This window comes from Shewanella sp. 0m-8 (assembly GCF_052977265.1).
On record NZ_JBRIMB010000064.1, the window covers coordinates 1 to 24,909 of the forward strand.

Annotated in this window: 24 protein-coding genes; 11 read left to right on the top strand and 13 right to left on the bottom strand. The window is 44.7% G+C overall.

Translation table 11 applies throughout. The features are described 5' to 3' along the window. The first annotated feature begins 286 nt into the window (after positions 1–286). Positions 287–844, top strand: a complete 558-nt coding sequence (locus tag ACVBIO_RS19965; RefSeq protein WP_447161674.1) for a gamma carbonic anhydrase family protein — start codon at positions 287–289, stop codon at positions 842–844. Between the two features lie 28 nt (positions 845–872). On the opposite strand, the gene ACVBIO_RS19970 is transcribed toward ACVBIO_RS19965, so the two are convergent. Both ACVBIO_RS19970 and aroE read right to left on the bottom strand, forming a co-directional pair. Beyond that, complete coding sequence (locus ACVBIO_RS19970) at positions 873–1,151, bottom strand: DUF1488 domain-containing protein (protein ID WP_447164275.1); 279 nt, start codon at positions 1,149–1,151, stop codon at positions 873–875. A 28-nt stretch (positions 1,152–1,179) separates the two neighbouring features. Continuing rightward, positions 1,180–2,001, bottom strand: coding sequence for a shikimate dehydrogenase (gene aroE, locus ACVBIO_RS19975; protein WP_447173274.1), 822 nt, complete (start codon positions 1,999–2,001; stop codon positions 1,180–1,182). A gap of 181 nt (positions 2,002–2,182) precedes the next feature. Between aroE and ACVBIO_RS19980 the strand changes: the two genes are divergently transcribed. Continuing rightward, positions 2,183–2,617 (top strand): group II truncated hemoglobin, encoded by a 435-nt coding sequence (locus ACVBIO_RS19980; RefSeq protein WP_447164277.1) that lies wholly within the window; start codon positions 2,183–2,185, stop codon positions 2,615–2,617. Positions 2,618–2,646: 29 nt separating this feature from the next. Here ACVBIO_RS19980 and hemF read toward each other — a convergent pair whose 3' ends face one another. The 3 genes from hemF to ACVBIO_RS19995 all read right to left on the bottom strand — a co-directional run bounded on the left by hemF (position 2,647) and on the right by ACVBIO_RS19995 (position 4,795). Further along, positions 2,647–3,561: an oxygen-dependent coproporphyrinogen oxidase gene (hemF, locus tag ACVBIO_RS19985; protein ID WP_447173275.1), complete on the bottom strand. Its 915-nt coding sequence runs from the start codon at positions 3,559–3,561 to the stop codon at positions 2,647–2,649. 22 nt (positions 3,562–3,583) lie between these two features. Next, positions 3,584–4,147 carry an L-threonylcarbamoyladenylate synthase gene (locus ACVBIO_RS19990; RefSeq protein ID WP_447161669.1) on the bottom strand — a complete coding sequence of 188 codons (564 nt, stop codon included), beginning with the start codon at positions 4,145–4,147 and terminating at the stop codon, positions 3,584–3,586. An 84-nt stretch (positions 4,148–4,231) separates the two neighbouring features. Then, positions 4,232–4,795, bottom strand: a complete 564-nt coding sequence (locus ACVBIO_RS19995; protein ID WP_447173276.1) for a DNA topoisomerase family protein — start codon at positions 4,793–4,795, stop codon at positions 4,232–4,234. A gap of 136 nt (positions 4,796–4,931) precedes the next feature. Here ACVBIO_RS19995 and ACVBIO_RS20000 point away from each other — a divergent pair, with 136 nt between their 5' ends. Next, the gene (locus ACVBIO_RS20000) at positions 4,932–6,704 is read left to right on the top strand and encodes a collagenase (protein ID WP_447173277.1); all 1,773 of its coding nucleotides are present in this window, start codon (positions 4,932–4,934) and stop codon (positions 6,702–6,704) included. Between the two features lie 283 nt (positions 6,705–6,987). Here the strand turns inward: ACVBIO_RS20000 and ACVBIO_RS20005 are convergent, their stop codons facing one another. The 3 genes from ACVBIO_RS20005 to ACVBIO_RS20015 form a co-directional block, all read right to left on the bottom strand. Beyond that, positions 6,988–7,461 (bottom strand): DUF494 family protein, encoded by a 474-nt coding sequence (locus ACVBIO_RS20005; RefSeq protein ID WP_439267821.1) that lies wholly within the window; start codon positions 7,459–7,461, stop codon positions 6,988–6,990. A gap of 2 nt (positions 7,462–7,463) precedes the next feature. Continuing rightward, entirely contained in the window at positions 7,464–8,483 is a 1,020-nt protein-coding gene (dprA, locus tag ACVBIO_RS20010) for a DNA-processing protein DprA (RefSeq protein ID WP_447161664.1), read from the bottom strand. Between the two features lie 153 nt (positions 8,484–8,636). Next, on the bottom strand, positions 8,637–9,737 hold the full coding sequence (locus tag ACVBIO_RS20015) for a LysM peptidoglycan-binding domain-containing protein (protein WP_447170183.1): 1,101 nt from the start codon (positions 9,735–9,737) through the stop codon (positions 8,637–8,639). Positions 9,738–9,873: 136 nt separating this feature from the next. On the opposite strand from ACVBIO_RS20015, the gene def reads away from it, so the two are divergent. The 5 genes from def to ACVBIO_RS20040 all read left to right on the top strand — a co-directional run bounded on the left by def (position 9,874) and on the right by ACVBIO_RS20040 (position 15,574). Then, a complete protein-coding gene (def, locus tag ACVBIO_RS20020) occupies positions 9,874–10,386 on the top strand; it encodes a peptide deformylase (protein ID WP_447161662.1) in 513 nt (170 codons plus the stop codon). A gap of 4 nt (positions 10,387–10,390) precedes the next feature. After that, complete coding sequence (fmt, locus tag ACVBIO_RS20025; protein WP_447161661.1) at positions 10,391–11,356, top strand: methionyl-tRNA formyltransferase; 966 nt, start codon at positions 10,391–10,393, stop codon at positions 11,354–11,356. A 6-nt stretch (positions 11,357–11,362) separates the two neighbouring features. Continuing rightward, complete coding sequence (rsmB, locus tag ACVBIO_RS20030) at positions 11,363–12,643, top strand: 16S rRNA (cytosine(967)-C(5))-methyltransferase RsmB (RefSeq protein ID WP_447173278.1); 1,281 nt, start codon at positions 11,363–11,365, stop codon at positions 12,641–12,643. 7 nt (positions 12,644–12,650) lie between these two features. Continuing rightward, entirely contained in the window at positions 12,651–14,060 is a 1,410-nt protein-coding gene (gene trkA, locus ACVBIO_RS20035) for a Trk system potassium transporter TrkA (protein ID WP_447173279.1), read from the top strand. Between the two features lie 71 nt (positions 14,061–14,131). Beyond that, the gene (locus tag ACVBIO_RS20040; protein ID WP_447161658.1) at positions 14,132–15,574 is read left to right on the top strand and encodes a TrkH family potassium uptake protein; all 1,443 of its coding nucleotides are present in this window, start codon (positions 14,132–14,134) and stop codon (positions 15,572–15,574) included. A gap of 69 nt (positions 15,575–15,643) precedes the next feature. Here ACVBIO_RS20040 and hemG (ACVBIO_RS20045) read toward each other — a convergent pair whose 3' ends face one another. Further along, positions 15,644–16,183 (bottom strand): menaquinone-dependent protoporphyrinogen IX dehydrogenase, encoded by a 540-nt coding sequence (gene hemG / locus ACVBIO_RS20045; protein WP_447164283.1) that lies wholly within the window; start codon positions 16,181–16,183, stop codon positions 15,644–15,646. Between the two features lie 211 nt (positions 16,184–16,394). On the opposite strand from hemG (ACVBIO_RS20045), the gene ACVBIO_RS20050 reads away from it, so the two are divergent. After that, a complete protein-coding gene (locus ACVBIO_RS20050) occupies positions 16,395–16,700 on the top strand; it encodes an ArsR/SmtB family transcription factor (RefSeq protein ID WP_248472094.1) in 306 nt (101 codons plus the stop codon). Positions 16,701–16,777: 77 nt separating this feature from the next. On the opposite strand, the gene hemG (ACVBIO_RS20055) is transcribed toward ACVBIO_RS20050, so the two are convergent. The 4 genes from hemG (ACVBIO_RS20055) to pepQ form a co-directional block, all read right to left on the bottom strand. Then, the gene (hemG, locus tag ACVBIO_RS20055; RefSeq protein ID WP_447173280.1) at positions 16,778–17,305 is read right to left on the bottom strand and encodes a menaquinone-dependent protoporphyrinogen IX dehydrogenase; all 528 of its coding nucleotides are present in this window, start codon (positions 17,303–17,305) and stop codon (positions 16,778–16,780) included. A 140-nt stretch (positions 17,306–17,445) separates the two neighbouring features. Continuing rightward, complete coding sequence (locus ACVBIO_RS20060) at positions 17,446–18,903, bottom strand: TrkH family potassium uptake protein (protein WP_447161655.1); 1,458 nt, start codon at positions 18,901–18,903, stop codon at positions 17,446–17,448. Positions 18,904–19,074: 171 nt separating this feature from the next. After that, positions 19,075–19,689: a YigZ family protein gene (locus ACVBIO_RS20065; RefSeq protein ID WP_447173281.1), complete on the bottom strand. Its 615-nt coding sequence runs from the start codon at positions 19,687–19,689 to the stop codon at positions 19,075–19,077. 67 nt (positions 19,690–19,756) lie between these two features. Further along, a complete protein-coding gene (gene pepQ / locus ACVBIO_RS20070; protein ID WP_447173282.1) occupies positions 19,757–21,079 on the bottom strand; it encodes a Xaa-Pro dipeptidase in 1,323 nt (440 codons plus the stop codon). Between the two features lie 364 nt (positions 21,080–21,443). Here pepQ and fadB point away from each other — a divergent pair, with 364 nt between their 5' ends. Together fadB and fadA are read left to right on the top strand one after the other, a co-directional pair. Further along, positions 21,444–23,597 (top strand): fatty acid oxidation complex subunit alpha FadB, encoded by a 2,154-nt coding sequence (gene fadB / locus ACVBIO_RS20075; protein ID WP_447173283.1) that lies wholly within the window; start codon positions 21,444–21,446, stop codon positions 23,595–23,597. A gap of 18 nt (positions 23,598–23,615) precedes the next feature. Next, positions 23,616–24,779, top strand: a complete 1,164-nt coding sequence (gene fadA / locus ACVBIO_RS20080) for an acetyl-CoA C-acyltransferase FadA (RefSeq protein ID WP_447164286.1) — start codon at positions 23,616–23,618, stop codon at positions 24,777–24,779. Positions 24,780–24,909 lie beyond the last annotated feature (130 nt).

Genomic DNA, 24,909 nt, shown 5'->3' on the forward strand with positions numbered 1-24,909 from the left:
TTAACAACCATCATTCGAAGCTCTTAAAGCGTTTGTCACCTGAATCAAATCTCCTAGGAGTTTTAACTCTCTAACACCGCTGCAAGTCCCGTTCTATCTAGCTTTTGCTAAGAGCGAATGGCCTGCTGTGCCGTGTCAGTGGATGCGCATTATAGGGATATCTCAGAGCAGCGCAAGGGCAATAATGAATAAAATCGAACTTTTATAATCGTTTGCTCATAAAACCCACTGACTAGCCACTTTTTAGGCTTTATAATGCTAAAAACACCATAATTAGGACTTTTAGATGCCAAACTCTAGAAACAATAACCCACTACGCTCCTATAAAGGTGTCGTACCTACACTTAAACAGGGTGTTTATATCGATGAGGCTGCTGTATTAGTCGGTGATATTACCCTTGATGAGGATGCCAGTGTTTGGCCTTTAGTTGCCGCACGTGGAGATGTAAACCATATCTATATAGGTAAACGTTCCAATATCCAAGATGGTACGGTTTTACACGTAACCCGAAAATCCCCCTCTTTACCTGCTGGCCACCCTCTGATCATTGGTGATGACGTCACTATTGGTCACAAGGCTATGTTACATGGTTGCCAAGTGGGTAATCGTATTTTGGTCGGTATGGGCGCAATCATTCTAGATGGTGCAATATTAGAAGATGATGTCATCCTAGGTGCGGGTTCTCTGGTACCGCCAGGTAAAGTATTGAAGAGTGGTTTTCTATATGTAGGCAGCCCAGCTAAACAGGCTCGTCCACTTACCGATGCTGAACTTGCCTTCCTGCCGCAATCTGCCGACAATTATGTCAGACTGAAGAATGAGTACTTGCAAGAAGGCGAGTAAGCAAAAAGTTCGCTTTCTATAGATAGCACTATAAAAGAACGGTTCTACCTTGCTCATCGAATGCTTCCTGCTCGATGAGCGTTTCAACCTCTTCCTCTATATCAAATCGATACTGTTCAAATAGGGCTAGGGCCTTACTCTCGATATCTAATTCTTCGGCCAATATTTTTGTTGATGATAACGAAGCCAGTTTTGCTAAGCTTATCCGACACTCAATATTTACCCCTTGTACTTGAACTGGGAAAATAACGGTTTGGCTTAGTTGATCCCAATCTTGTAGATCTGGAAATAGAATACTTTGGTTCATCTTTATCTCGATTAATGCTCAGAAGTTTTTAGCCTATGAGTTCAGATCTAAGCTGAGTCAGAACAGGCTCGACACTTGGTGTTACGCTGCGCCAAATAGAAAAGCTTTCTGCCGCTTGTCCCACCAGCATACCTAAGCCATCGATTGTTTGACTTGCCCCCTGCGCTGTCGCCCACAGGTTAAAACTTGTTGGCTCTTTGCCATACATCATATCGTAGCAAACTGTGTGCGATACAATAGTATCAGGGCTAATAGCCGGTACTTCACCTGATAAGCTGGAAGAAGTGGAGTTAATAATAAGGTCATAGCTCTGCCCTGTATGGGATATAGGTAAAGCAGTCACATCACCATAGCGCGCAAAGATCTCCACTAACGCCTCAGCCTTTACTTGAGTGCGATTTACAATCGTTAACTTAGCAATGCCTGATTGCAGTAATGGCAATACACTGCCTCGCGCAGCACCACCAGCACCAATTAACAGGACATGCAATCCACACAAGTCTCCTAAGTTTCTCTTTAGGTCGGCGACTAAACCAAGACCATCGGTATTATCGCCGCGAATTTTACCATCGGCCAATACCGTTAAGGTATTCACTGCTCCAGCTAATTGGGCTTGTTCGCTAAGTTCATCACAAAGGGCAAATGCTTGCTCTTTAAAGGGCACGGTAACGTTTGCACCGTAACCATGATTAGCAGCAAACTCTTTGAAACTTGCTTCAAAAGCGTCGACGGGCGCTAAGATTGTCTCATAACTTAACGACTGAGCAGTCTCGGTGGCGAACATTGTATGAATTTGGGGCGACTTACTGTGCCCTATTGGGTTACCAAATACTGCATATCGTTCAGTCATGTTTTCTACTCTAGCCACGGAAAATAATAGTGTAACGCGGATCTTTGCTTAGGCAATCGATTCTATCCGAGTTATTTTCAGCTGAACTTTCAACGGTGATGCTATTAAATAGCTAGATAATTTTACTCATCGACTTGCTACACTGTCGCGCAAACGTATAAGAGCCTGGTACAAGAAATAGATGAACTGGTTAAAGAAACTTGTTGGTAAAAACCAAGCGAGTCAGGATAGAGATCCAAATCAATCTAATGCTTATGATCGTATAGGTGGAGAAAAAGTGATTCGTGCTATTGCCCATCAGTTCTATTTACAGATGCAACACAATCAAGCGACTCAAGATCTATTGTCAATCCATAGAGCCCCTATCGCAGAATCTGAACAGAAGTTATTTGAATTTCTAAGCGGTTGGCTTGGTGGGCCTCAGCTATATCAACAGAAGCATGGGCACCCTGCGTTGCGTGCCAGGCATATGCCGTTTAAAGTCGATGAAGCTATGCGAGATCAGTGGCTCGTCTGTATGAAGGCAGCGATAGAGAAAGAAGTGAAAGATCCGCAGCATCAACAAGCTATATATAGCGCTATTTCGACACTCGCGGACCATATGCGAAACCAATAAAACAACATTTATTGGTTTCACTTTACTCACTATAGGCTTAACCAATCTCTTGGTTTGAGGTAATCACTGTATAGTTGCGCCTCCGGGCTACCCATTTCCGGCGTGTAAGCATACTCCCAACGCACTAATGGCGGCATAGACATCAAAATTGATTCTGTGCGGCCGCCTGTCTGTAAGCCAAATAATGTGCCTCGATCATAAACCAAGTTAAATTCAACATAACGACCACGACGATAGAGCTGGAACTGACGCTCATGTTCACCAAATTCGGTATCTTTTCGGCGCTCAACAATGGGGGCATAAGCAGTTAAGAAGCCGTTACCGACAGCCTGCATAAAGGCAAAGCTGCTCTCAAAACCTTGCTTGTTGAGGTCATCAAAGAACAAACCACCAACACCACGGGTTTCATTACGATGCGGTAACCAAAAGTATTCGTCACACCATTTTTTATACTTAGGGTAAATATCTTCACCAAAAGGCTCGCACAATGACTTTGCACTGTGGTGCCACGCAACAACATCTTCTAAATACGGATAATAAGGTGTTAAGTCGAAACCACCACCGAACCACCAAACTGGATCCGCCCCCTCTTTATGGGCAATAAAAAAGCGTACATTGGCATGTGTCGTCGGAATATGCGGGTTGTTTGGGTGGATAACTAAAGAAACGCCCATCGCCTCAAAACTTCGACCAGCAAGCTCAGGGCGGTGCGCCGTTGCAGAAGCAGGCATAGAGGCGCCCATAACATGGGAGAAGTTAACGCCAGCTTGTTCAAATACCGCACCACCAGTCAACACTCGACTTTGGCCACCGCCACCCTCTTCACGCTGCCACGAGTCCTCGATAAATGTTGCCTCATCATCTAAGGCTTCAAGTCCATTACAAATTCGATTTTGAAGATCGAGTAAGAAAGCTTTTACTACTGTTGGATCTGGTGCGCTCATATCATTCCTTTTTAAAAGCTGATTAGCCTTTTCTTATAATTTTTCCACTCTTAGCATCGATAATCGTAGACGGTGATGCCTGGCTCCCTAAGTCACCAATCACTAAGCCTGCAATCATTCCCTCAAACTGCAGCTTTACACTCGATGCAGACAATGCAGGCTCTTGCCCTGTCAGATTTGCACTCGTTGATACTATTGGCTTATTAATCGCCGCACACAAAGCTTTGACATCTTCATGAGCGGTAACCCGTACGGCAATCGAATCAAAGCTACCACTTAGCAATTTAGACAGACCGGCCTTAATTGGCATAATAAAAGTAAATGGCCCGGGCCACTTACTGTGTACAAATGCTAATTGCTCTACCGAGAGTTGCGACTCATCAATATAAGGGAGTAGTTGCTGATATTCGCCTGCGACTAGAATTAACCCTTTTTGCCATGGCCGCTGCTTTATTTCTAATAAGCGTTCAATTGCGTCGTTATTATCTGGATCACAGCCTAGGCCATAGACAGCTTCTGTTGGGTAAGCAATCACGCCGCCTTGCTCAACAAGCTCTGCCGCGCCAGCAGGTAATACTTCTAACATTTGTTTCGATTCACCTTACATAAGAGCGATTTTAAGCCGCTATGATTACTTAAATGCGACATTAGTTAAAGTTAATATGATTATTTAAACAGGACGCTTATATTTACAGGCTTTTTCAGGACACTCTAGGCGCATACCTGCAGCCCCTTTGCGTTCAACCAAAATACCACAACCACAGTCTGGGCACGTTTCAGCAACTGGAGGATAATTGACTAAAAACTTGCATTTTGGATAAGCACTACAAGCATAAAATGATTTACCAAAGCGACTAGTTCGGTGTTCGACATGCCCGATCTTACACTTGGGACAGGCGATCTCATCCGCAGCATCCGCCTTATCATGTTTTTCGATATGACTGCAGGCTGGATAGTTAGTACAACCGATAAAAATACCAAAACGGCCTGACTTCACCGCCAGTTCACTGCCGCAGTCAGGACAAACCGATCCTTGGATCACTTGTGTTTCAATTGATTCATGCTGTACCAAAGGCCGGGTGTAGTCGCAGCTTGGGTAGTTATTACAGCCAATAAAACCACCGTGCTTACTGTGCTTTACCGACAACTCACAGCCACACTTAGGGCACAGCTCATACTCTTTCTCAAGGGCATGCTCGTGCGTAGTAAACAGTTGCAGATCGATTTTAGCCATGGTTATCTCAATTCATCTATATGCCGCTATTCTACCAAGGAATCGATTAAGTTTTATATTCCAGTGTTAGAATTTCGTAAAAAGCAATGATATATTGTATTCAATAAAACAAAGGGATAAATTTAAAGGGAAAAAAATGAATACACCCTCAAAGTTCACTACGACTATTATAGCAAGCCTGCTCGCATCGCTCTCAGGCTGCGCGAGTGTTGAACAGCCAAACATTAATCCACAAATAATCAGCCAGATAAACACCACATCTGAAGCAGATTTGTTTGATGCTCAAAGCCCACTATTAACAACCGACGCTTTTACTCAAACCAGCCTTGCGCTCGCTAGCAACCAAGACATAGAGGCCATAGATAAGCTGCTTTACTACTTTCGCGCCTTTAGTTACTACGGGCCAGTTGATGACTTAAGTGATGCAGATATTTCTGCTTTAGCTGAAGCACTAGAAGAGTTAGCTGATTCAGGCCTTCTCAACAATCAAGCGCGCTTACAAGAGCAATATGCCGTTACCCTCTACCGCTATTTTGCCAACAACGATGCAGCTCAAGCCTTAGTTCCGTTACTGCCTCAGCTAGAAACCCAGCTACAGCAATTGGCGAGTACAACGCCCAACAGCGCTAATGACTATGCATTACTAGAAACCTTAAAAGCTTATGGCTTCTTACTGAATCAAGGCCGTAAAGAGGTCGACGGTGAGCTAAACAAAGTATTGTTAGCGGCTGACTTAAATACAGCCCTTATTGATTTTGCAGCAAGCGCAGAAAGCATTCGCGCCAACAACGACTGGCCACGTACAAATGCCTACTGGGCACTCGCCCTATATCGTTTAGCGCTGCCATCATCAGAAGATGGTGAACAAACACAACAAGAGTTGGCCCTCGATGCTGCCGTCGCTGCTATTGCTAAAGCCGATGTTGCACTTCGTGGTGATGCTGCTAAAGATGCATACACCGCAGGCTTTCATGTAAATGTGTTTGGTGGCCAAGAGCTATGCAAGGAAAACAGCGATATATGTCGTATTCCAGAGCTTAAGGCGGCGCTGCCGATTGAACACCACTGTTCTGATAGCCTGTTTATATTGACCCAAGATTTAAACGAGCAAGAGCTTGCTGAAAGCTGTAATAAGTTAACCTCACAAGAGTCTAACTTTCATGGTTTACTAAGCACAGAGTTAAAGCCAACCCCCAATGACTTTAACAGTGCGCTGAGGGTTGTTGCATTTAAAAACTGGAGCCAATACCACTTATATGGCCAGCTGATCTTTGATATCCAAACCGATAACGGCGGTATGTATATAGAAGGCACCCCTTCAAAGCCTGGCAACCAAGCAACCTTCTTTGCGTTTCGCCAGTGGTGGATTGAACCCGAGTTCAAAGTTTGGAATTTGAATCATGAATATGTGCACTACCTTGATGGCCACTTTGTGAAATATGCAGGCTTTGGGCACTTCCCAGAGAAAATGGTCTGGTGGTCAGAAGGTTTAGCTGAATACATCTCTAAGGGCGATACCAACCCTTCTGCTCTGCGTGTGATTAAGCGAGATCGAGATGAAGCACCAACATTAGAGGAGATTTTTGCTACCGAATATAAGGACGGTCAGGACAGAACTTACAAATGGAGTTACATGGCTATTCGCTTCCTTGCAGAGCACCACCATGCTGACTTTGTACAACTTAGCCAGTATTTAAAAACAGATTATTTCGAAGGCTATGAGCAGTTAATGGCCTCTTTGACTCAGCATCAAGATCAGTTTGCAACTTGGTTAGATACTCAGGTTGCTGAATTTGATGATAACGAAGAGAAGAGTAAACCACGCCTGCATAAGCAGTATCGCTACGATTACCGTGACTATTTGCAGCCACAGCACTTAGCCCATGGCGAAAACCACCTGAAGTTCTAGGTTCTAGGTTCTAGGTACAAAGCCAATTTGTATCCATCCAAGGCAAATTGGCATAAGTGTTCTGACCTCTAGGGATAGAGGAAATGCGAATAAATGTATGGAACATTTATCGCCAGACACAAATCCCTTCTTACGCTGTCCTTGCGTTCAGGCTGATGTTAGGTGAAATAGCGCACATCCATGTACAACGCCTATTTGAGCCCATCCATGGCAAATTGGCATAAATGTTCCAGACACAAAAAAGGAGGCTTAGGCCTCCTTTCTTTTAATCGTGTTTAGCTGATTATGAATGTAAACCACCATCAGGCTGCTCAAAGATAAGATCTTCCATCTGCTCATAAGCAGACTCATGACCCGGAGCATTAAATAGCACCATCAAGATAACCCACTTAAGATCATCAAGGTTTAAGGTCGGCTCATCAATTTCCATGACTCGGTCTATCACCATTTCACGTGTCTCAACATTGAGCACTTTAATCTGCTCTAGAAACAGTAAAAAGCCACGACTTTCGACGTCAATTTTTTCCATCTCAGCTTTGGTGTAAATACGGAATGATTGCTGATCATGATTACAAAGGTAAGGCGTACCTGCTTCTTGTATATCAGCTAAACGCTCTAACCAAGAAAGTGCCTTAATGATTTCACTTTGATGAAATCCGGCGCGAGTGAGTTCTTTTGTGAGTTCGTCTTCATCTACTAATAATTCGACTTCACTATGAACATAGTTTTCAAATAAATACATGAGGATATCAAACATGACTAGCTCCTCTTTAGTCTTATGTAACCACCAGGGACTGCAGTAATCCAACCTTGCAGCTCGAGTTCAAGCAATTGCTCCAATACTAGCTCTATGGTTTTTCCACTATGCTCGACCACATCATCTATCGCTGTAGTCTCATAGCCAACACTAGCTAACAGTGAGGAAAATGGCAAATCAGAGGCGCTTTCTCCCCCTATATGGTGGCGCGCCCTTAGTTCTTCAAGGTGAAACTGCGATAAAGCGGTAACTTCTTCTAAAATATCTGCCACAGACTCCACTAACTTAGCACCATCACGCAATAATTGATGGCCCCCTTCACTTTGACCGCTCAGCACACTCCCAGGAACTGCAAACACCTCTCGCCCTTGTTCGTTAGCGAGTCGCGCAGTGATTAATGAGCCACTTTTCAAGCTTGCCTCTATCACTAAGGTTCCTATAGTTAGACCGCTGATAATACGGTTTCGTTTCGGAAAGTTTCCGGAAAATGGCTTAACGTCGGGCCAAAACTCACTCAAAACACAGCCATCATTTTGAATGTCATGATAAATGCCTCTGTGGCGTTTAGGATAAATAACATCCGCCCCCGTCCCCAATACCGCAACACTCGGCTTTCCAATATCAATAGCCGCTTGATGGGCTGCACCGTCAATACCTAAAGCCATTCCACTGGTTATTGCCAGGCTATGTAGGGCCAATTGAGTCGCCAACTCATAAGCCACTTTCTTTCCTCCTAACGTCGCATTTCGACTACCAACAACGGCGATACCAGGAAACAATAAAGTATCAAGGTTACCTTTTAAAAACAGCACAGTTGGAGGATCATTAATTTGTTTCAATAACGGGGGATAGTGAGGGTCATCTAGGCTTACAAGATGATGGTTATTTGCAGCTTGCTGCCAGGCTAACGCCTCATCAACTAACGCATAATTAGGGGATAAATTGGATTGTAGTAACGATTCAGGTAGCGGCAGCGCCTGTGGTTCATGCGCTAACCTTTGCCTTAACTCTGCTACATCCATGTAGTTTATTAATTGTTTAATCCGAGCGGGTCCTAGCCCAGATACAGCTGAAACAACTAGCCAGTCGACCAGTTTATCGTTAATGGTTTATCCTTTAAAAGCCGATGCCATCAATAAGATGGCATCAATACAATGAGTATAACTAACCTTAGCCTATTCGCTACTAATCAGCGAATCAGGAATCGTAAGCTTGTCAGCCACCCGCACAGGACGTTCATTAACTAAAATAATCCCCATACTGGTCTTATCGAAAACTTTAAACACCATCAACTTTCCACGATAAAGATCCGGCATTTTTACTGCATTATCTGACGATATATTCGCAATTATCTTCTCGTAGCGATTACGTTCGTGAGGCTGTACCGGGACGCCATCACCATTGATAACGACGACTGCACCCTCTTTAAAGATAGAAAATACCTGTCCGGTTTCTAGACCGTCAATAGCGCCTTTGTCTAGGTAAACCACATCGAGTTTACCCATTTCACGAATATCTTTACCCGATGCCAATACTGTTGCAGGCTCTTTAATTTCAGCCGCCTTAGGCATGAAATAAGCAGACATCAGCGAGTCATCCTCAATCGGTAGTACGCGATAACCTGCCGCAGTTTCTTGCAAATTACTCAGTAACTCCACCTTAGAGATGGGGCCCGACTCAACCACTCGACCAGAAGCCGATAAAATCACTTCGAGTCCTAGATTTTCGCCGTCACTATTCTTGAGTGTTCGCCCATCAACATAAACGCCAAACTTATCGCCAACGGTTAACTCACCTTGCACATAGATAATGTCTGAAATCACATGAAATTTTGAAGGACTCTCACCGCCCATGACTTTGGGTTGCTGCTCGAACCAATCGGCATCAACCACACGGTTTTGTAATAGATAGGGCTGGATTAGCGAAAGGTCTATCGCTGGAATCGCACTATTTTTAGCTGAAATGCGGCCTTGGGGGCTTTTTCTGATATGAGGCTTAACCACCAAGCGCGGTTCACCATCGATAAACACCAGAGTCAGCTTGTCGCCAGGGTAGATAAGGTGAGGGTTCGCTACCTGAGGGTTTGCCCCCCACAGCTTAGGCCAACGCCAAGGGTCGTTTAGGAAAGATGCTGAAATATCCCAAAGCGTATCGCCTTTTTCAACCACATAAGAATCAGGATGACCCGACTTTAGCGTTAAGGTATCAGCGAAAACTGAAGTGCAACCAACTATAAGTGAAGCAAGTAATATTAACCGTTTCATCAGGGTATCCATGCTATTTGCTCTTTTATTAGAGTATATGTAGAGCTTTTGCTGTTATTGAATGCCGCTAACGACTAAAATTGAGCCATTAGCCAAAGTCAGTATAACTAACTGGCTCAATTTTGACAGACTTGTTAAGAGTTTAGATATGAGTTTATTAAAAGTTTTATGTTTTCCCGATGAAAGATTACGTACAGTAGCAAAGCCAATCACAGAGTTTAACGCTGCCCTTCAAACACAAATCGACGATATGTTCGAAACTATGTATGAAGAGAAGGGAATTGGCCTAGCTGCAACCCAGGTTGATTATCACCATCAACTTATCGTTATGGACCTTCAAGATGATGTTGAACGTCCTAAAGTGTTCATCAATTTAGAGATTACAGCCAAAAGCGGTGATTTCTGCAACGAAGAAGGCTGCTTGTCTGTTCCTGGCGTCTACGCCAAAGTCGATCGCGCAGAATTTGTAACAATCAAAGCCCTAGATCGCGATGGTAAAGAGTTCACGTTAGAAGCGGATGATTTGTTTGCTATCTGCTTACAACATGAATTAGATCATCTATCAGGTAAGCTGTTTGTTGACTACTTATCACCGCTTAAGCGTCAACGCATCAAACAAAAGCTCGAAAAAGCAGCTCGTCTCGAAGCTAAACAAGGATAAATTTTTGAAACCATTAAATGTCATTTTTGCAGGAACGCCAGACTTTGCTGCACGCCATCTTCAAGCGTTAATCGATTCAGAGCATAACGTTATTGCAGTGTACACCCAGCCAGACAGACCTGCTGGCCGCGGTAAAAAGCTTCAAGCAAGCCCAGTCAAAGCATTAGCGCTTGAAAATGACATCGCAGTTTTGCAGCCAAAATCTCTACGTGACGAAGATGCGCAAACAGAGCTTGCCGCCTTGAACGCTGACATTATGGTTGTTGTCGCTTACGGGTTAATTTTACCAAAAGTCGTGCTCGACACCCCTCGCCTTGGCTGCATCAATGTACATGGTTCAATTTTGCCACGCTGGCGTGGTGCTGCACCGATTCAACGAGCACTATGGGCAGGCGACAGTGAAACTGGCGTTACCATTATGCAGATGGATATTGGTTTAGATACCGGCGACATGCTGTTAAAAACTCAGCTGACAATTGAAGACACTGATACTTCTGCAACCCTATATGAAAAGCTAGCCGAACAAGGCCCAAGTGCACTTGTTGACGCATTAGCAGGGATAGCAGCAGGTACTCTGCCTGCTGAAAAGCAAGATGAAAGCTTAGCCAACTATGCTGAAAAGTTATCGAAAGAAGAAGCGCGCTTAGATTGGACTAAATCAGCTAACGCACTATGGCGCGAGATCCGCGCTTTTAATCCTTGGCCTGTTAGCCATTACCAACATGAAGGTAATACTATTAAGGTATGGCAGAGCCATGTGAGCGGTGAGACAAGCTCAAAGCTACCGGGTACGATTTTGTCAGCCGATAAAAATGGCATTAGTATCGCCACAGGTGAAGGTGTATTAACTATCACCCAGATGCAACTTCCAGGTAAAAAGCCATTAAGTGTTGCCGACATCCTAAACTCAAGAGCCGACTGGTTTACCCCAGGAACCGTTCTTACTAGCACCGATAATCAAGAGGCTTAATCGCTAATGAACTTAAGAGCTTTGGCCGCTAAGGTCGTTTTTCAGGTGCTAGAAAAAGGTATCTCACTTTCAGTGGCGCTACCGGATCAGCAAAAACATCTCGATAATGGTAAAGACAAGGCGCTACTCGCCGAGCTTTGCTATGGTGTCATGCGTTTTTTGCCGCAGTTAGACAAACAAGTCAGCGACTGCATGAGCAAACAGATGAAAGGTAAGCAGCGCATAGTGCACCAATTATTACTGGTTGGTTGCTATCAACTATACTTCACGCGCATTCCGAGCCACGCTGCAATATCAGAGACCGCCGAAGCCTGTCGTCAGCTAAAGTTTGAAGGCTTAGTGAAAGTGGTTAATGGTGTATTACGTAATATTCAGCGCCAGGAAAAGCCTTTATCGACTGACAACGACACTCTTACCTATAACACACCAGCCTGGATCATTAAGCGCTTAAAAGACGCTTACCCAGAAAACTGGCAAAACGTGATTGAGCAAAGTCATGAGCGCCCACCTATGTGGCTGCGTAACAATCAGCAATCACAAACCAGAGACACCTATTTACAGGCGCTGGCAGGATTAGAGATTGACGCTCAAGCGGGTAACAGCCCAGATTCAATTTTACTATCTAGCCCACGCGATGTGATGCAGCTACCCGGTTTTGAAACCGGCGCAGCATCAGTGCAAGATGGTGCAGCCCAATGGGCAGCCACCTTATTAGCACCGCAAGGTAATGAACTAGTACTCGATGCCTGTGCCGCTCCTGGCGGTAAAAGCTGTCATTTATTAGAGCTAGCACCTGAAATTAAACTGGTTGCGGTGGATTTTGATGCCAAACGTCTTGAGCGCGTTCAGCAAAACCTCGATAGACTGTCACTCAAAGCTGAGCTGGTACATGGCGATGCCGCCGATATCGACTCATGGTGGCAAGGCGATAAGTTCGACCGCATTTTGCTCGATGCTCCCTGCTCCGCAACCGGTGTTATTCGTCGTCACCCTGATATTAAGTGGCTTAGAAAGAATAACGATATTGAAGAGCTGGCGCAATTACAGTCACAGATTTTCGATCATTGCTGGAAGTGGTTAAAGCCCGGTGGCACACTCTTATATGCAACATGTTCAATTTTGCCACAGGAAAACAAAGATCAAGTCAGCGCCTTCTTAGCCAGAACACCTGATGCGACTTTAGTGCCGATTGCAGAACAAGCCAGTCCAGACGATATTGGTTGGCAGATTGTCCCAGGACAAGACAACATGGATGGCTTTTATTACGCTCGCCTAGTTAAGGATTAGAACGGCAATGAAAATAATCATTTTGGGTGCAGGACAAGTTGGCGGCACACTCGCCGAAAACTTAGTTGGCGAAAACAATGACATCACCATTGTCGATACCGACAAAAATCGCCTACGTAGCTTGCAAGATAAGCACGACCTAAGAGTCATTGTGGGCCACGGTGCTCACCCAAGTGTATTAAAAGAGGCGGGAGCCGAAGACGCGGATATGCTTATCGCGGTAACCAATAGCGACGAATGCAATATGGCAGCTTGCCAAATTGCTTATTCGCTCTATGGTACTCCCACCAAAATTGCCCGAATTCGTTCAGAACAATACCTAGGCCTTCGCGATAAACTGTTTATCGACAGCGAAACCAAGAATGCAGAACATCGCCCTCGGGGCGGTTTTATTATTGATGAGCTGATAGCACCAGAGCAACTGGTGACCGCCTACATTGCTCGCCTTGTTGAATACCCTGGAGCATTACAGGTGCTCGAGTTTGCCGAAGGCCGACTGAGTTTAGTTGCCGTGCGTGCCTACTATGGCGGCCCGTTAGTGGGTAATGCACTCGCAGCACTGCGCGAGCATATGCCAAATATTGATACCCGGGTTGCCGCTATTTTTAGACAGGGTCGTCCAATTATGCCTCGCGGCACCACCATTATCGAAGCTGATGACGAAGTGTTCTTCGTGGCCGACAGCCGCCACGTACGCGCGGTAATGAGTGAGATGCAGAAGCTCGATAATTCTTATCGCAATATTATGATCGCCGGTGGCGGTAATATTGGTTTGGGACTAGCGAAAAAACTACAACGCAACCACTCAGTAAAACTGATTGAGCGTAAGCAAGAGCGTGCTGAAGAGTTATCAGAAAAGCTTGAAAATACAACGGTATTTTGTGGCGACGCCTCAGATCAGGAGCTGTTGCTTGAAGAGCATATCGACCAAACCGATGTGTTTATTGCGGTTACCAACGACGATGAAGCCAATATCATGGCTGCATTACTCGCCAAACGCATGGGCGCTAAAAAAGTCATGGTACTTATTCAGCGCGAAGCCTATGTTGATATTGTGCAAGAAGCGAATATTGATATCGCTATTTCTCCACAACAAGCTACGATTTCGGCATTGCTGACTCATATTCGCCAAGGTGATATTTGTAACGTTTACTCACTACGTCGCGGCGCAGCAGAAGCAATTGAAGCGATTGCTCATGGTGACTCCAATACGTCTAAAGTGGTTGGCAAGCAGATCAGCGAAATTAAATTACCACCTGGGACCACCATTGGCGCTATCGTTCGCGACGAAGAAGTGCTTATGGCACACGACAAAACCGTTATCGAACAAGGCGACCACGTCATTCTATTTTTGGTCAACAAGAAGTTTATTGGCGAAGTTGAAAAGCTCTTCCAACCGAGCGCCTTCTTCTTTTAAAAGCGTCATTTAACAGCGTTCAGGAGTGTAACTCATGCCAGTTAGGTAGACTGCTAACTGGTATAAACATTATGTTGAACTATCGCCCCTTGCTATTTATTTTAGGAATTTTCCTCTCAACGCTCACTGCGTTTATGTTAATTCCCGGCGCCTTTGCCCTCTACTATGGTGAAGAAACTGTTGGTGCCTTCATGATCTCATCTCTGGTTACAGGCTCTGCAGCCAGCTTCTGTATGCACCAAGGTCAAAGCCGAAAACTTCACCTTAATATTCGAGATATGTTCCTGCTCACCAGCCTCACATGGTTTATCGTGAGTCTATTTGCAGCAATGCCCTTCACCTTGTATCACGGCATCAACTATACCGACGCATTCTTCGAAACCATGTCAGGTATTACCACCACGGGCTCGACGGTGTTGTCAGGCCTCGACACCATGGATCACAGCATCCTTATCTGGCGCTCATTGCTACAGTGGTTAGGTGGGATAGGCTTTATTGTAATGGCAGTGGCTGTATTACCTTTCTTAAACGTCGGTGGTATGCGTTTATTTAGAACTGAATCATCCGACTGGAGTGACAAAACAACCCCGCGTACTCAATATATGGCCAAAAGCCTATTTTTTGTTTACATCATACTGACTCTTATATGTTTTGCTGCTTACCACCAAAGCGGTATGACCTGGTTTGAGGCGATTAATCACGCCATGACCACCCTATCTACCGGGGGCTATTCAACCTCAGATCGTTCAATGGCAGCATTTTCAGATGAAGCTCAATGGGTTGGTACCACCTTTATGCTCGCTGGCGGCTTACCCCTGTTGATGTTTGTCTATATGGTGCAGCAACGTTCGCTAAAAGTATGGAATGATGCTCAGGTAAAAGGCTTCTTAAAGTTTGTGGTTTTAATTTCTTGCTCACTGGCATTATGGTTTTGGAGTACCAGAGACATTGCTGCGCTCGATGCCCTTCGTATCGTCAGTTTTAATGTGGTTTCAGTGGTCACCACCACAGGTTATGGTCTCACGGATTACACGGCCTGGGGGGCGCTGGCTAATATCGCCTTTCTATTCTTAATGTTTGTCGGTAGCTGTTCTGGCTCGACCTCCGGCGGCATTAAAATTTTCCGTTTTCAAATTGCTAACGTCATTATGCGCGATCAATTAAAACAACAATTCCACCCTAATGGTGTATTTAAAGAGCGCTATAACAACCACATTATTCGCGGAGATATTGTTCGCTCGCTCGTTACCTTTATTATGTTATTTATGACGGTAATCATCGCCCTGTCGATAATTCTAGTCCTTACAGGGCTAGACCCTATCACTAGCTTTACTGGCGCGATTACCGCGGTAAGTAATGTTGGCCCGGGATTAGGCGATACCATTGGGCCAGCAGGAAACTTCTCCAGCCTACCCGACGTCGCCAAGTGGGCCCTAGCAATAGGCATGCTATTAGGTCGACTCGAGATTTTAACCGTTGCGGTTTTATTCCACCCGCAATTCTGGGAATACTAATCCCCCACAACGGGTATAGAAGTTCGCAATAAAAAAGCCACATTCATTGCGGCTTGTTATTTCTGTTGTCTATTTCGCTAAGCTAATCAGGTGATCGGCATAGACTTTTACGTCTTCCCAATCAGTGTAATCAATAACAGATTTAGGATCGGTTGGGCCATCGGTAATTTTCATGATTAGCTGGATCATCATTCTGTCGTACCAACGCCAAGATGGGTAGTCAACCTTACCTGCAATCACTTTAACATCTGTTGGTTTCCACGCTGACAGCTCTATAAACTTTTGCAGATACTTGTTGTTTTCAGGCACACGCTTCTCTGGATTACGCGCAACGACGTTAACACTGAAAAAGCTTGAGGCTTTTGCATTGAAATCAGCTTGGTGCTCAGCAACAAACTCAAATACCGACTTATGGTAACTGCCATAAAGTACGCAAGCACCTAGTGCGACCACATCATACTTGGCCCAGTCGAGGCCTTCAGCTTTTGCTTCACTAATATGCATCATGTCGCACTTATGCCCTTCACTAATAAGGTGATCGGCCATAGCGCGGCTAATTCTGGCTGTATGCCCGCCACGAGAATAATAAAGTACCAGAACTGATTTCATCTTGATTCCAATTGAAAATTTTCTATTGATGTATTGTTACAGCTAATCATAGATTTTAAAGGAGAATGGATCACAAATTAGGTATAGCTCATATTATCAACATCAAAAATTGAGATAACTGCGTTCCACAAGTATGATCCATAAGTAGATTGTTTTATAAGACCAACTCAATTAGAATAAACTAATTAAAGGCAATGGAGTAAGTAACCGTATGCAAAAAGAAATCGACGCCAGTGCAATGGTCACCAATGCTGAAAGTGCTGCAAAATGGCTTAAGGCTATCGCAAATCCATATCGATTAATGATTTTGTGCCTTTTACTGGATAAAGAGCTCAGCGTAACCGAGTTAAATAAAACCGTGCCGCTGAGCCAGTCTGCACTATCACAGCATTTAGCCGTATTGCGTTCTGAAGATTTAGTCGCGACTCGAAAAAGCTCACAAGTGGTGTACTACACATTGAAAAATGAGCAAGTCACTGAAGTGATCTCCATCTTGCATCGTAAATACTGCGCCTAATCGCTTTATAGTCCCGAATTTAGATGTAAAAAAGCCTGCATACTTGCAGGCTTTTTTGTTCCAAAATCGTGTTTAATCTAGCGCTCAGCAAATGCTTGGGCAAACTCATCCACTTTATTCCAGTCGGTAAATTCAAAGGTACCAGTCGTATCTGTGGGGCCTTTAGTCATCCACATAATAAAGCGGATCATCACCTTGTCGAAAAATCGATACTTAGGGTAGTCAATCTTACCTGCAAATACCCCTAACTGCTGTGGCTGCCAAAGCGATAGAGTGAGGAACTTCTGCATATACGGATTCGTTTCCGGAGTATTTTTTTCTGGCTTTCGAGCAACCACATTCACAGTAAAGAATGCATTTATCTTCGCATCCAGCACCGCATGATGACGATTAATAAACTGATAGAGTTCGGGCCTATGCTTACCATAACGAATGCTGGCAGCAATCAAGATTTTATCAAATTGTGCTAAACCTAAAGACTCTGCTTCATCCATTGAAGCTAAAGTCACCTTGGCATTCTGCGCTTGGTTAACCTTCTTGATCTGCTCACAAATCGCTTTCGTTTGGCCATCAACTGTCGAATAAATAATGAGTGTATTGTTCATTAACTTCCTACTATTTTCCGATTAAAACTCGGTATGACTAGACTAAAACAACGGTCAATGACCCGCTATATTTTGAATATACTACCCAATAGTTAACGCTAGCTTAGGCGAGTAGATTAAGGCAGCATCTTTACACTTTTTTAGTTTTTCCAAAAGGTCGGCGTAAACAAAATCAGCAAGGTGAACACCTCTAAGCGACCAAATAACATGGCAAACAGTAATACCCACTTTTCAGCATCACCAATACTGGCGTAGTTACTTGCCACCTCACCTAAGCCTGGTCCCAAGTTATTCAAACAAGCTGCCGTGGCACTAAAAGCGGTAATCGCATCCATCCCAAATGCCATGAGGATCAGCATGCAAACTACAAACACTAAAGCGTAAGCAGAGAAGAAGCCCCACACAGCATCAATAACTCTATCGGGTAGTGCGTTACCACTAATTCGAATTGAGAACATACCGCGGGGATGAACCAGACGCTTGAGTTCACGTGAGCCTTGAAGCAACAGCAAAATCATACGAATAACTTTAATACCGCCGGCGGTAGAGCCACCGCTGCCGCCAATAAAGCTAGAGAAAATCAGCAAAATTGGCAGGAATAATGGCCAAGCATGGAAGCTCTCGGTACCAAACCCAGCAGTAGTTGAAATTGATACCGCCTGAAATAAGGCGTAATCAAAGGTTTCTTCGGCTGAGTCATAAATTCCTGAGCCGTACAATGTGATAAAACAGATAGCCGTTAATACCAACTGAATCGCAATCAACACCTTAAACTCGGCGTCCCGAAAGTAGACTCTTAAGTTAATGCCTCGGCGAGAAAAAGCGGCAAAGTGTAGACTGAAATTTAATGCCGCAATCAATAAAAACACCACACAAATCATATTGATTGTAGGGCTGTTAAAGTACCCCATGCTGGCGTCGTGAGTCGAAAAACCACCGATTGCAATAGTCGAGAAAGAGTGGCAAATGGCGTCGAAAGCATCCATACCAGCAAGCCAATAGGCAAAGGCGCAGGCCACTGTTAGCGCTAAGTAGATGTACCACAATGCCTTAGCGGTTTCGGCAATCCTCGGCGTCATCTTGCTGTCTTTAACAGGCCCTGGCATTTCTGCGCGGTAAAGCTGCATGCCTCCGACACCCAGTACGGGCAAAATGGCGACAGCCAATACAATAATTCCCATACCGCCCAGCCATTGCAGCAGGTGGCGATAGAATAAAATCGCCTTGGGCAAACTATCTAAACCAACAATGACCGTAGCACCTGTGGTGGTGAGTGCGGAGAAGGATTCGAAGAAGCTATCGGTTAAACTAAGAGAGGGCTGGCCAGAGAAAATAAAAGGCACGGCACCAATCGATCCAAGCACCACCCAGAATAGCACCACTAACAAAAAGCCTTCTCGGGTACGCAAGTCTTTACGATGAGCGCGGTTAGGATACCAAAGTGAGAACCCCAAAATCAGACAGAGTACGAAAGCCTGAATAAATGCCATACCGCCGCCATCTTTATAGATAACAGCGACTAAGGCTGGAGGTAGTAAAGATAAAGAAAACAGCCCCATTAACAAGCCAGTAATTCTTATAATTGTTCGATATTGCATTGGTATCCATCGCTAGCGCTTTACTCAAGCGCATTTTCGCATACTTATTAAAAAATGTTCACAACCGATTAGCAAGCTTGAATATTCTTACTACTCGATAATAAAAAATGATTTTATTGCTGGCTCATATAAAGTGGCACGATCCGCTCAGTTCTTGCATCGGCCTTTAAATTAGTCGTCAAATACCGCTTTTAACTGTCCCTTACTCATGGTCGCTAAATCAAGATTCAATGGCTCCTTAAAACGCTTAGGAATAGCAAATTGAATCTCAATCTTGTCGCTAAACTGCTTATCTTCAACCAACACATCAAACTGCGCTAAAAGATGCTCAACATCCTTAAGCTGGTGATATTCGCATACCATCTTACCTGGATAACGGATCTGCTTAATCTGGGTCTCAAGCTGAACAATAGCGTGTTTGATACCAGAACTATAGGCTCTCACCAAACCGCCAACGCCCAACTTGGTTCCTCCAAAGTAACGGATCACGACCACACCGATTTCGCCTATATTGGTACCTTGCAAGGCGGCTAACATCGGCCGTCCAGCGCTGCCCGAAGGTTCACCATCATCACTTGAGCCAATATTAATGCTGTCATCAGGCGCGCCTGCCACAAACGCGTAACAATAATGGTTAGCACCTGGGTATTCAACCTTCAAGTTAGTAAGTACACACTTAAGCTCTTTGACAGACTGGCAGTGAAACAGAAAAGAGATAAAGCGACTATGCTTTATCTCTTCTTCAATCAATAACTCTGCAGCAGGGATGAGATAACTTTCACTCAAAATATTTCTCTCAACTGATTACCCTAGGTCTTTTATCAGCAACTATCGCCCGTAATATGACGTAATGCTAACGGTTAAGGCCTAAGTTGCGCGTCATATTCTCGATACGGTCGCTATGAACAATCACGTTATCTTCAATACGAATACCGCCAAATGGGCGTAATGTATCCACTGTATTCCAGTTTATTTGTGATTGGCGCTTATCTTGTTTCAGTTCGCTCAATAGCGAATCGATAATATAAACACCAGGCTCAATAGTCAGCACCTGATTAACATCTAACTCTCGGGTACAGCGCAAGAATGGATGCGCATCTGGTGCCGCAACATGGGTTCCTCTATCATCACCGAGAAAGCCGCCCATATCATGAACCTGTACACCCAACATATGGCCTAATCCATGGGGGAAAAACACACTTGTGATCCCCTGTTCGACTAACCCATGAACATCGCCGCTGACAATATCAAAATCCAACAAGATCTGCGCTAACTTATAATGAGTTTCAACGTGCAATTGCGCATAGCTCACACCCGGCTTCATCAGATTAATGATCTGTAACTGCATATTGTCGATTGCGCTAATCAAATCATCGAAAATATTCTTCTCAAAGGCGTAGCTGCGAGTAATATCTGAAGCGTAACCATTGAAGTTAGCACCGGCGTCAATTAAAAATGAACGACGCTGTGCAGGTGCTGTATGTTCAAGAGCGGTGTAATGCAAAATAGCGGAGTTTTGGTTAAGTGCGACTATGCTGCTATAAGGCACTTGATTTTCACCTTGTGAAATTGCCGACAGATAAACCTGCAAGATCTCAAATTCACTAGCACCATTATAAAAAGCCGTTTTTGCCGCCTGATGCCCAGTCACCGCTATTTCGTTGGATTTACGCATACAAGCCAACTCATAATCCGTTTTGGTTGCCCGGTGATAATTAAGGTAGCTTAATACCGAGTCAGGATTACGTCGATTAAAGCCCAGTACATCAGCAACATCTAAATGTTCACCAATATAAGCCCATTCATCGATATCTGCGGGAAGGTATTCTGCAACTTTGTCCGCCTTAGTCAAAAACTTAATATAGACATGATCCGCCCAAAATTCAGTCGGTTCTTCAGCCACTTTGTGCCAAAAGTCGACCGGGCGATAAAAAATTAACAGTGGCTTGTCTGTGCCATTCACCACTAACCAGGAATTTGGGTTATCGGTTACTGGCAACCACGCCTTAAAGTGTGGGTTCACTTTAAATGGATAATCCATATCATCTAAAAATTGCCTATGAGGCTGACCTGAGTGGATGATTAAGCCCGATAAGTTTTCGCGAGAAATGATTTCACTAACACGACGATTTAGTTGTTGAATATGGTCGTGATAGAGATGCGCTAACTGTTCCATAAGGGTTACCCTATTGTTATTATTTTGCCAATTTTTCGACGTCGACTCAGTCTAACACATAGCCAATTAAATTTTTTCGTCAAACACATGATTCGCTTTTAAGGCTAAACTTTAGCAGGGAAACCTGTATTGAAAAGCTAAACACCAAGCGAGTAAACTCATGATTTTTAGAAGTTATTCATTTTGGGCAGCAAAAAACCAAACGACCGTTTAAATTGGGTGTTGTAATTTTTTGTGATTAGTCGCACACTGAGCAACAACTGGTCAAATGATGGCCTAGGCTGCTGTGACAAAGAAAGTCGCATTCAGATAATAAAATCATCAATGATCTGAATAGTGAACTTAAGCTATAAGGAAGCAAGCAATGATCTACCAAAGCCCTACAATTGAGGTTGAGTTACTCGAAGACAATATCGCGCACTTATGCTTTAAAGCACAAGGGTCGGTTAACAAGCTAGACAGAGAAACCATCGATTCGTTAAATGCTGCACTCGACAGCATCAAACAAGATACGAGTATCCAAGCATTAATGCTAAGTTCAGCCAAAGATGCCTTTATCGTTGGCGCGGATATCACTGAGTTCTTAGGACTTTTCACTGAAGAAGATGCGGTTTTACATTCTTGGCTTGAGCAAGCTAACGATGTTTTCAACAAGCTAGAAGATCTGCCTTTCCCAACTATTTCAGCGATTAATGGTTTTGCACTAGGTGGCGGTTGCGAGACCGTTTTAGCAACAGACTTCCGTATAGCAGATACCACAGCACGTATTGGCCTACCTGAAACTAAACTAGGTATTATCCCTGGTTTTGGGGGCACGGTTCGCTTACCTCGCGTCATTGGGGCTGACAACGCACTTGAGTGGATCACTTCGGGCAAAGATCAACGCCCTGATGCCGCACTAAAAGTCGGTGCTATTGATGCAGTTGTTGCACCAGAGCAACTTAAATCTGCGGCAGTAAAAATGCTCAAAGATGCCCTAGCAGAGAAGCTAGATTGGCAGACTCGCCGCGCAAAAAAACAAGCGCCACTAACGCTACCAAAACTTGAAGCCATGATGTCTTTCGCAACGGCTAAAGGCATGGTCTTCAAAATTGCAGGCAAGCATTACCCAGCGCCAATGGCTGTTATTAGCGTTGTAGAGCAAGCAGCAAAGTGCGGCCGCGCAGAAGCATTGCAAATTGAACATCAAGCATTTGTAAAACTAGCCAAAACAGAAGTTGCACAAGCGCTCATTGGTATCTTCCTTAACGACCAGCTCGTAAAAGGTAAAGCCAAGAAAGCAGGCAAACTCGCCAAGAAGGTTAACTCGGCTGCGGTATTAGGCGCAGGCATCATGGGCGGCGGTATCGCATATCAAAGTGCTAGTAAAGGCACGCCAATTGTGATGAAAGACATTGCCCAACCAGCACTCGATTTAGGTTTAGGCGAAGCCGCTAAGCTACTTACCGCTCAAGTTAAGCGCGGGCGTTCAACGCCAGCCAAAATGGCTGCGGTATTGAACAATATCACTCCGGCACTCGACTACGCACCAGTAAAAGATGCAGATGTTATCGTAGAGGCCGTGGTTGAGCATCCAAAAGTTAAAGCTATGGTACTCGCTGAAGTTGAACAGCATGTCAGTGACGATGCCATTATCACCTCAAACACCTCGACTATCTCAATCAACCTCCTAGCGAAGAGCCTTAAAAAGCCTGAACGCTTCTGTGGTATGCACTTCTTTAATCCAGTGCACAAGATGCCGCTAGTTGAGGTCATTCGTGGCGAAAACAGCTCTGAAGAAACGGTTGCTTCAGTTGTGGCTTATGCTAGCAAGATGGGTAAAACACCCATCGTAGTTAATGACTGCCCTGGCTTCTTTGTAAACCGCGTACTGTTCCCTTACTTTGCTGGCTTTAGTGGTCTACTCGCTGATGGCGCTGATTTTGCGGCTATTGACAAGGTGATGGAAAAGCAGTTTGGTTGGCCAATGGGCCCGGCATACTTGCTTGACGTAGTCGGCCTAGATACCGGCCATCATGCACAAGCGGTTATGGCCGAAGGTTTCCCTGACCGCATGGGTAAGCCGGGTAAAGATGCTATTGATGTCATGTTCGAGGCAGAGCGTTTTGGCCAGAAGAACAACAAGGGCTTCTACCAGTACTCAGTAGATCGTCGCGGTAAGCCAAAGAAAGATTTAGATCCAACCAGCTATGAATTACTTCAAGCTGAGTTTGGTGAGCAAAAAGCATTTGAGTCAGATGAGATCATCGCTCGTACTATGATCCCAATGATTATTGAGACAGTTCGCTGTCTTGAAGAAGGAATTATCGCTTCGCCTGCTGAAGCGGATATGGGCCTAGTCTATGGCCTTGGTTTCCCACCATTTAGAGGCGGTGTATTCCGTTACCTAGATACCATGGGTGTGGCTAACTTTGTGGCGCTAGCTGACAAATATGCACACTTAGGGGGTCTATACCAAGTAACCGACACTATGCGCGAACTAGCCGCCAATAATGGCAGCTACTACCAGCAGGCTTAAGCAGGAAGGATTAGAACAATGAAAAACGCCGTTATCGTAGATTGTATTCGTACTCCAATGGGCCGTTCAAAGGCGGGAGTATTTAGAAATGTACGCGCAGAAACCCTATCTGCAGAATTAATGAAGTCGCTGCTTGAGCGCAACCCAAAGCTTGACCCAAATACTATTGAAGATGTTATCTGGGGTTGTGTGCAGCAAACCTTAGAGCAAGGCTTTAATATCGCTCGTAATGCCGCCCTATTAGCTGGCATTCCAAAGCAAGTTGGCGCGGTTACCGTAAACCGTTTATGTGGCTCATCAATGGATGCATTGCACCAAGCCGCACGCGCGATTATGACAGGACAAGGCGATACCTTTATCGTTGGTGGTGTTGAGCATATGGGTCATGTACCAATGAACCATGGCGTCGACTTCCACCCAGGTCTGGCGAACAACGTAGCTAAAGCATCAGGTATGATGGGCCTTACTGCAGAAATGCTCGGTAAAATGCACGGTATTACTCGTGAGCAACAAGATGCCTTTGCAGTACGTTCACATCAACGTGCTCACGCAGCAACTGTTGAAGGCCGTTTCGCTAACGAGATTGTGGCGATTGAAGGTCATGACGCAGATGGCGCTTTGATTAAAGTTGAGCACGATGAAGTGATCCGTCCAGAAACGTCTATGGAATCACTATCGGGTTTACGCCCAGCTTTTGACCCTGTAAACGGTACGGTTACCGCAGGCACCTCTTCAGCACTCTCTGATGGTGCGTCGGCCATGCTAGTGATGGAAGAAGAGAAAGCCAAAGAATTAGGTCTACCTATTCGTGCACGCATTCGCTCAATGGCAATTGCGGGTTGCGATGCAGCAATCATGGGTTACGGCCCTGTTCCTGCCACGCAAAAAGCACTTAAGCGTGCAGGTCTCACCGTTGATGACTTAGACGTTATCGAGCTTAACGAAGCCTTTGCAGCACAGTCTCTACCGTGCGTAAAAGACTTAGGCTTGATGGATGTGGTTGATGAAAAGATTAACCTTAACGGTGGCGCGATTGCACTGGGTCATCCGCTAGGCTGTTCTGGTACGCGTATCTCAACAACGCTGATCAACCTGATGGAAGCTAAAGATGCTAAGTATGGCCTTGCGACCATGTGTATTGGTTTAGGCCAAGGTATTGCTACTATCTTCGAGCGCCCATAAGCTTAATTACGCCACACGAACCAAGCTAAATAAACACAAAAAAGCCAGCATCAGCTGTAATGCCGATCATTTAGCAGTTTATTGATCGGTTGACCGATCTTTATAAGATGGCAAAATCCGAGTGTTTTTA

Coding starts and splice junctions, on each gene's coding strand:
- ACVBIO_RS19965 (WP_447161674.1), top strand. CDS start 287: ATGCCAAACTCTAGAAACAATAACCCACTACGCTCCTATAAAGGTGTC.
- ACVBIO_RS19970 (WP_447164275.1), bottom strand. CDS start 1,151: ATGAACCAAAGTATTCTATTTCCAGATCTACAAGATTGGGATCAACTA.
- aroE (WP_447173274.1), bottom strand. CDS start 2,001: ATGACTGAACGATATGCAGTATTTGGTAACCCAATAGGGCACAGTAAG.
- ACVBIO_RS19980 (WP_447164277.1), top strand. CDS start 2,183: ATGAACTGGTTAAAGAAACTTGTTGGTAAAAACCAAGCGAGTCAGGAT.
- hemF (WP_447173275.1), bottom strand. CDS start 3,561: ATGAGCGCACCAGATCCAACAGTAGTAAAAGCTTTCTTACTCGATCTT.
- ACVBIO_RS19990 (WP_447161669.1), bottom strand. CDS start 4,147: ATGTTAGAAGTATTACCTGCTGGCGCGGCAGAGCTTGTTGAGCAAGGC.
- ACVBIO_RS19995 (WP_447173276.1), bottom strand. CDS start 4,795: ATGGCTAAAATCGATCTGCAACTGTTTACTACGCACGAGCATGCCCTT.
- ACVBIO_RS20000 (WP_447173277.1), top strand. CDS start 4,932: ATGAATACACCCTCAAAGTTCACTACGACTATTATAGCAAGCCTGCTC.
- ACVBIO_RS20005 (WP_439267821.1), bottom strand. CDS start 7,461: ATGTTTGATATCCTCATGTATTTATTTGAAAACTATGTTCATAGTGAA.
- dprA (WP_447161664.1), bottom strand. CDS start 8,483: ATGGATGTAGCAGAGTTAAGGCAAAGGTTAGCGCATGAACCACAGGCG.
- ACVBIO_RS20015 (WP_447170183.1), bottom strand. CDS start 9,737: ATGGATACCCTGATGAAACGGTTAATATTACTTGCTTCACTTATAGTT.
- def (WP_447161662.1), top strand. CDS start 9,874: ATGAGTTTATTAAAAGTTTTATGTTTTCCCGATGAAAGATTACGTACA.
- rsmB (WP_447173278.1), top strand. CDS start 11,363: ATGAACTTAAGAGCTTTGGCCGCTAAGGTCGTTTTTCAGGTGCTAGAA.
- trkA (WP_447173279.1), top strand. CDS start 12,651: ATGAAAATAATCATTTTGGGTGCAGGACAAGTTGGCGGCACACTCGCC.
- ACVBIO_RS20040 (WP_447161658.1), top strand. CDS start 14,132: ATGTTGAACTATCGCCCCTTGCTATTTATTTTAGGAATTTTCCTCTCA.
- hemG (WP_447164283.1), bottom strand. CDS start 16,183: ATGAAATCAGTTCTGGTACTTTATTATTCTCGTGGCGGGCATACAGCC.
- ACVBIO_RS20050 (WP_248472094.1), top strand. CDS start 16,395: ATGCAAAAAGAAATCGACGCCAGTGCAATGGTCACCAATGCTGAAAGT.
- hemG (WP_447173280.1), bottom strand. CDS start 17,305: ATGAACAATACACTCATTATTTATTCGACAGTTGATGGCCAAACGAAA.
- ACVBIO_RS20060 (WP_447161655.1), bottom strand. CDS start 18,903: ATGCAATATCGAACAATTATAAGAATTACTGGCTTGTTAATGGGGCTG.
- pepQ (WP_447173282.1), bottom strand. CDS start 21,079: ATGGAACAGTTAGCGCATCTCTATCACGACCATATTCAACAACTAAAT.
- fadB (WP_447173283.1), top strand. CDS start 21,444: ATGATCTACCAAAGCCCTACAATTGAGGTTGAGTTACTCGAAGACAAT.
- fadA (WP_447164286.1), top strand. CDS start 23,616: ATGAAAAACGCCGTTATCGTAGATTGTATTCGTACTCCAATGGGCCGT.